At 37.9% G+C, this 6,612-nt stretch carries 3 protein-coding genes; all 3 read right to left on the bottom strand.

From position 1 onward, the window contains the following. Positions 1-1,349: S41 family peptidase (locus OQX63_RS14635; RefSeq protein ID WP_265851595.1), on the bottom strand; the 1,349-nt coding region annotated here is incomplete at its 3' end. A gap of 289 nt (positions 1,350-1,638) precedes the next feature. Beyond that, the gene (locus tag OQX63_RS14630; RefSeq protein ID WP_265851594.1) at positions 1,639-4,833 is read right to left on the bottom strand and encodes a TonB-dependent receptor; all 3,195 of its coding nucleotides are present in this window, start codon (positions 4,831-4,833) and stop codon (positions 1,639-1,641) included. 467 nt (positions 4,834-5,300) lie between these two features. Beyond that, a complete protein-coding gene (locus OQX63_RS14625; protein ID WP_265851593.1) occupies positions 5,301-6,611 on the bottom strand; it encodes an amidohydrolase family protein in 1,311 nt (436 codons plus the stop codon). Position 6,612 lies beyond the last annotated feature (1 nt).

Below are 6,612 nucleotides of genomic sequence, written 5' to 3'. Positions count from 1 at the left end.
AGATAACCTATATCGTCCAATGCACTTTTTAGGCCTTTTTCTTCAATATTCCCAAAATCAGTTTCCACATCATCTTCAGCGGTGATATCTACTGGTATCCCGTTAAAATAATTCCCTTGGTTATTGGCATTTAGATTTTGGAACAGAGAGAGGTAAAGGGAATATGATTTTATTTTTATGGGAAAAAAACCGATTGGTTTTCCAAAAGTCTTAACGGGTTCTGATGGTTTTTCAGTTGTTCTTATGCCAATCAGTTTTACATCCATGTAAGGCTTCAGGCAATTAACCAATAATTCACTTGCTGATGCTGTTTTCTTACTGACAATGAAGTATATCCTGGTTAAATTATTTGGGCCAGCCGTTTTTTTAAAAAATGCTGTATTTGCATTTAAAGAATAATCACCATCTGCAAGCGTGGCCGTTCTGCCGTTAATAATAAAGGCGGGACTTCCGTCATCATTTAAAATAGGTTGTTTTGTTAATAAGGTTGCCCCTCCTTTTTGCATAAGGGTATTATATTTCTCTTTTCGCATTACCTTTCCGTTTGCACTTTGTGGTGCAACCAGGTTGGCGAAATTTTCGCAGGTTAAAATATCACCACCGCCATTATACCTCAGGTCAATAATTAATTCTTTTATATCTTCATTTTTAAAATAAGAAAATGCATTGTTTAAACTTTCGTCCCAGCCTTTGGGGCTGGAAAATTTCAGGTAAGAAATATAGCCGATACTGATGTTGTTTATCTTTAAAACGGATACCTTGTTTACCGGATCAGCAATATAGGCCATTCGTTTGATGGTATATTGCTCAGCCCTATATCCAGTAGGCTTGCCGTTTAATATCAGCTCTACCTTATCCCTGTCAAAGGCTGTTTTAACATATTTATAGAAATCTTCTGTGTTTTCACTTTTCCTTCCGTTAATTTCTTCCACTTTCATTCCTCTTTTTATCCCAGCTGTTTCAGCGGGAGAATTCTTGATGACATATTCTACATATATGGCGCTGTTTCCGACGGCAACAAGGGTAATCCCATAACTATAACCGAGGTCTGCGAGGCTGTAACTATTTTGGAGACCGGAATTGGAATTGTTTATTATTGTCGAGAATTTTGCTTCAGAAACATTATCCTGATTGAATTCAAATGATTTCCCAGTTTCAGGATTTATTGCATAGCTGGTGAGATCAAATATTTCATGATTATACTTGGCTATGGCAGAATTGCCAACATATTTTTTAGAATCGGAGCTGGTGTATTTTGGAAGCTGCTCATTCCAGAAATAAATCTGGTCTGCATATAAGCGAATCGAATCAATAACCTGTTGTTCTTCGTTATATTGGTCAAGGGGCAAAATTCTGGGCTCCTTTTTACAGGATATAATGGCAAAGCATAAAAGGGAAAAAAACGCAATGCGTTTTAAATAAAAGAGATGCATTAGTTTGAGATATAAATAATATCTCAAATGTAGGTCTATTAAATACCGATTTGTATCTATTCATATTATGCTTGTGTTAATTAATTTATATTTTTTGTAGTATTTGGATGCTAGTATGGTGCTTTTACATTTATAAAATAGAGCTAAAAAACAAGAGGGGGTTAATTATTAATTAACCCCCTCATTTAATTTATTTTAATTGCTTTTAAAAGCCATAGCGTAAACCAATTTGGAATTGGTATGGATTGCCGGAAGGTGTTGCAATGCCCTTATTGTTTACATTATAGTTAAACTTTTTATTAACGGAGTCAAATCCTGGATCTTGTAAGGCATATAGTTGAGTGTTGCTATTTGTCCATGATTCATTAACGCCCCAGGTTTTCTTAAAGATATTTGCTACGTTGAAAGCATCAACTGAAAGTTCGAAACTATGTGTTTTATATAGCTTGAATTTTTTAGTTATCCTTACGTCTACAATCCCATAAAAACTATTAATGCCACCATTTCTCTCAGCGATTTTACCAGTATATTTGTTAATATAATCTTTAAAACTTTGACTCGCTAATGGATTATCTAGAATGGACTGTAAGCCTGTTCGGATATTTTGAGCAACAGTAGGATCATTTCTGTCAAAAATAAAGGCCAAATCATTTGTTGATGCTACAAAATCGCCATTGCTGTTTGCTCCTGATAAGAAGCTATATCTTGTTCCCCCAATTCCAGAGTAACGTACGCCGATAGTTACCCCATAAAAACTCGGTAATGTGCCATAAATAACAACTTTATTTCGAAACTGATTGTCAGAATAGGTCATTTGGCTTAAGTCGCGGGGATCATCTTTAACTGGTAGTGATAACGTTGAAGTGTTAGCCACATTACCATTGTACGAGGTATTATCTTTAGTGTCATTGTACGTATAACTTACCGAAATTTCTCCATCCTTAAAATATCGATACGTTCCATCAATCACTATAGCAAACTGATTTACTTTTCCATTACTGTTCATTTCTAATACACGGCCTAACTTCTTACTTATACGCCCTTGTTGCCAATCTGCAACTCCATTTGCCGGAATACTGTTGGCTGGTACAAATACCCCACGATTCGCCTCGTTTGCCAATGTAAAATAAGGAGCGTTAACCATATTACGATCTACATAAACATAATTATTGCGGCCTAAAGTGGCAAAACCTGATATGCCAACTTTTAATCGTGGTGTGAAGAAGTGACTGTAAGATATGTTTGCTTTGTATACAACCGGAACTTTTGCATTATCTGCATAGGTATTTATTGTAGATAGTTGATATTGACTTAAAGTTGGGGCACTGCCAGGATTATTGCGGTAATCTGTTAGATAAGCCGAAGGAATGCCGACCCTTGTATCTACTGTGCCATAGTGTTTTCCATCGAAAGTTAAATTGTTGATGGTTGCATAGTTATTAATGTCTGAAGCAAAAATACCAGCACCTAAACGCACATAATCCATGTGCTGTTCCTTAACATCCCAGGTGAATTGAAAACGAGGCTGTACAACAAAAGATTTTAACTTATTATCCGTACGTAAACCCAACTCATCTAGTACTAATTGGTTTAATGGTGATGAAGGGTAATGTGCATAATCTAAACGTAAACCTGCTGTTAGTTCTAAGCCTAATGCGAGTTTCGTTTGCATTTGTCCGTATATGCCAGCATTAAATATATTTCCGGTTACCGTTGGATCGGCCATTAATGGAACTTCCCTGAAGAAACGATAGGCTGTTCCATTTTGGAAGTTATCTAAAGTTGGTACTTTTGTTACGCCATCAGGCAAGGTTTTAGTTCCAGCGTTCACATAAAAACGTCCGTTTACTTCACTGCCGTAAAGTGACTTTGCATGTGTATACATAAGATCGACACCAAAAGTGTATTTCACTTTATCTGTATTATAGTACAAGTTATCGATCAATTGAAGCACATTATTGGTAAAGCCTTCTTGTGCAAAACGATGGCCTCCTATTTCGATATCTGTTGCTTTTAATGTTCCGTCAGAAATGATAGAATTTACTTTTTCAACCACTACACGTGGAATATTAGTTGATGGTAATTGATCACCAGGACTACTTTTTTGATAAGTATATAAGTGCTGTACCTTTAATTCATTTGTTAATTTTGAATTGATCGAGGTACGTAATGTTGCGAGTAGGCTGTTATCAACATTTTTATCGTTACCGTATGATTCGTAGAAATTAATCTTTGAATTGTCTTCTAAACCAAGTGGATTTCTATCGTTAGTATAATTATCCCTCACAGTTAACAAGTTCTTTTCATCTATTTGCCAGTCTAATCGAATAAAGGCCGCATCTGATCCTCTCTTTTTGTTGAAAGAGCCATATTGAGGCGTATTGGCAACTCCGTATTTATCACGGGCAATCCCTAAGAAATTATCTAATGTTGCACGGGTGATGTTAAGCCTCGACTCATCGGCTGCTGACTGAACATCTGCAATTAATAACGGACGTGCATCTTTTTGATGATCCCATGCCACAAAGAAGTGTAGTTTATCTTTAATAATTGGTCCACCTAAAGAGAAACCATATTGATAAGTAGAAAAATCTGCCTGGCGCTTTGTGCCTTTAATGTCGTAAGGACTTGATAGCCAGTCTGCACGGCCATAGGTAAATGCGCTTCCACTTAATGTATTAGTACCTTGTTTGGTTACAGCACTAACTGTACCGCCACCGCTACGGCCATAGGTAACATCATATTGGTTAGTAACTACTTTAAATTCCCTTACAGCTTCGATAGAGATGGAATAGGGTGCTCCGCTTCGGCTGGTTGTACTACCTGCCGATGTTGGGTTTTTAGCATTCATTCCATCAATTGTATAATTGGTAGACGAGCCAAGCTGACCAGAAATATTACCTCCCTTACTTAATGGAGATAAGTCCATTAATGAAGTAAAGTTACGGCCATTAACAGGAAGCTGTGTAATATCTTTGGCAGAAATTGCTGTTGCTGCACCAATATTTTCAATTTTATTTTTCAGACCAGAAGCTACTACTTGTACGGCTTCTAGATTTTGTGAAGCTTCCTGCATGTTGATGCCAATTTTTATGGCATCGCCTTGGTTTAAATAATATCCGCTTCTTGTTTGCTCTCCAAAGCCAATATAGATCGCTTTAACAGTGTATGGCCCACCTAATGGAAGCTCCTTAAAGATATATTCTCCTTTAGCATTGGTGGATGTTTTGGTGGTAAAACCAGTTGAGTTGTTTTTAATTTGTACAGAAACGCCTGGAATTGGTTTCTTTTGTTCATCCGTCACAATTCCGGAAATTGATGCTTGTGTGGTTTGTGCAATTGCTGAATTAGTGGCATAGCATAAAAACAGCATCACTGCAATAAGTAAATTTTTAATCATGATCAGTTTTTTGATTTGTTATCTGACCGCAAAGGTGTTGTTGTAGTGTTAAGCCGATTTCGATTTTATGTTATGAAATTAGTTTAGAAATGTGGAAAATGTTAAGAAAACAGTATCCGCGGCATTTGAATAGTTTGTTCGTAAGTTTTTTAGATTTTATAAATGCCTTTTAATGTATTTGCTTTTATAAAAGTTTTACCTAAAAGAAATTTTAAGATAAGTTTAATTTCATTCCGGTATAGGATACAGCAATAGCAATATCACTATTGCGACGGACTTTCGACGGGGTTGAGTCGGACTTATGACAATTGTACGCGACTAAACACCGTCATAACGCTGCATAAACTGTAACCAAAGTTTCTACCAGTTGACACCATAGTGTAGTTCGATTAAGCCCCGGGTTCTATAATAAAAAACCTCCATCGGAATTAAGCGATGGAGGTTTGATAAATTAAGGTGGATTAAAGCTACTTCTTCTCAGCAGTATATTTCTCACTAAACTTCTTATCTAATTGTTTGTGCAGGTTATCGAGATTGATATCACGACCTTGAATAAAAGCCTGTTCAACTTTGTTCGTCCGCATATCCAATGCATCGCCAGTGGAGATAAAGAAAGTAGCGTCCTTGCCGGTTTCGATACTACCGGTGGTTTTATCAATGCCCATGGCTTTAGCTGCATTTAAGGTAATGGTTGATAAAGCTTTTTCTTTGTCTAACCCCCAGGCCGTAACGGTACCCGCCATGAAAGGCAGGTTGCGCTGTTGCCAATAACCATCAATGCTTAAAACTACATTTAGGCCCGCGTTGGCCAGTGTTGCAGCATTTTTATAAGGCATGTTTACATCATCATCATTATTGTTCGGTAAAGCATGAGGCTGTTTCACCACCAAAGTAATGTTGTTTTCTTTCAAAAAGTCGATCACCAGGTAAGCTTCATCAGCACCTGTAATTACCGGGCTAATGCCGAATTTTTTGGCAAAATTAACTGCGGCAACAATATCCTTCTGACTTTCGGCCGCGATAAATAATTTTTCGTTCCCTGCAAATACTTTTTTCATCGCCTCGAAACGGGTATTAATTACTTCTGGTTTGCCCATTTCGGAATAAGCTTTAGCTTCCGAGAAAAACGAAGATAACTGCGCAATGGCAGCCTGTGTTCTTTCGGCTAAAACTTCAGGCGACTGTTGCGGACGGCCGAAACCACCAAAGCCACCTCTAAAACGAGGTGTAACTGGCCAGGTCATGTGCATGGCATCGTCAGTTTTAAGCGCTGCATCTTCCCAGTTCCAGGCATCAAGCTGAACCACTGATGAACTGCCCGAAACCATTCCCCCCTGAGGGGTTGGCTGTGCCATTAAAATTCCATTGCTACGTAAAGTTGCCGGAACTTTCGAATCGGTATTGTAAGCAACGATAGAACGGATGTGCGAATTAAAATCGCCGATCTCCTGAAAATCCAATGTTGCTTTTACCGCTTCAATTTCTGTTAATCCCAAATTGGTAGTGGCTGCAATAAAACCTGGATAAATGTGTTTTCCTGTGGCTACAATACGCATTACGTCATCCTGTGGCACCTGTCCGTTGGCAGTTACCGAGATAATTTTTCCATTCCCAAAAAGGAGGGTGCCATTTTCGATCACTGTTCCATTACCCACATGTATGGTTGCACCGGTAATGGCGATGGTTTTACTTTGTTTTTTGGCTGGTGAAATGTTGGCCTGCGCAAAACAAATCAGGCTCGTTGCCGATAAAGCCAGGCTCATTAAATATTTTTTCATG

Source organism: Pedobacter sp. PF22-3 (assembly GCF_026239555.1).
Taxonomy (GTDB): Bacteria; Bacteroidota; Bacteroidia; order Sphingobacteriales; family Sphingobacteriaceae; genus Pedobacter.
The sequence above is the reverse complement of the archived record's forward strand: the minus strand, read 5'-3'. Positions and strand labels throughout refer to the sequence as shown.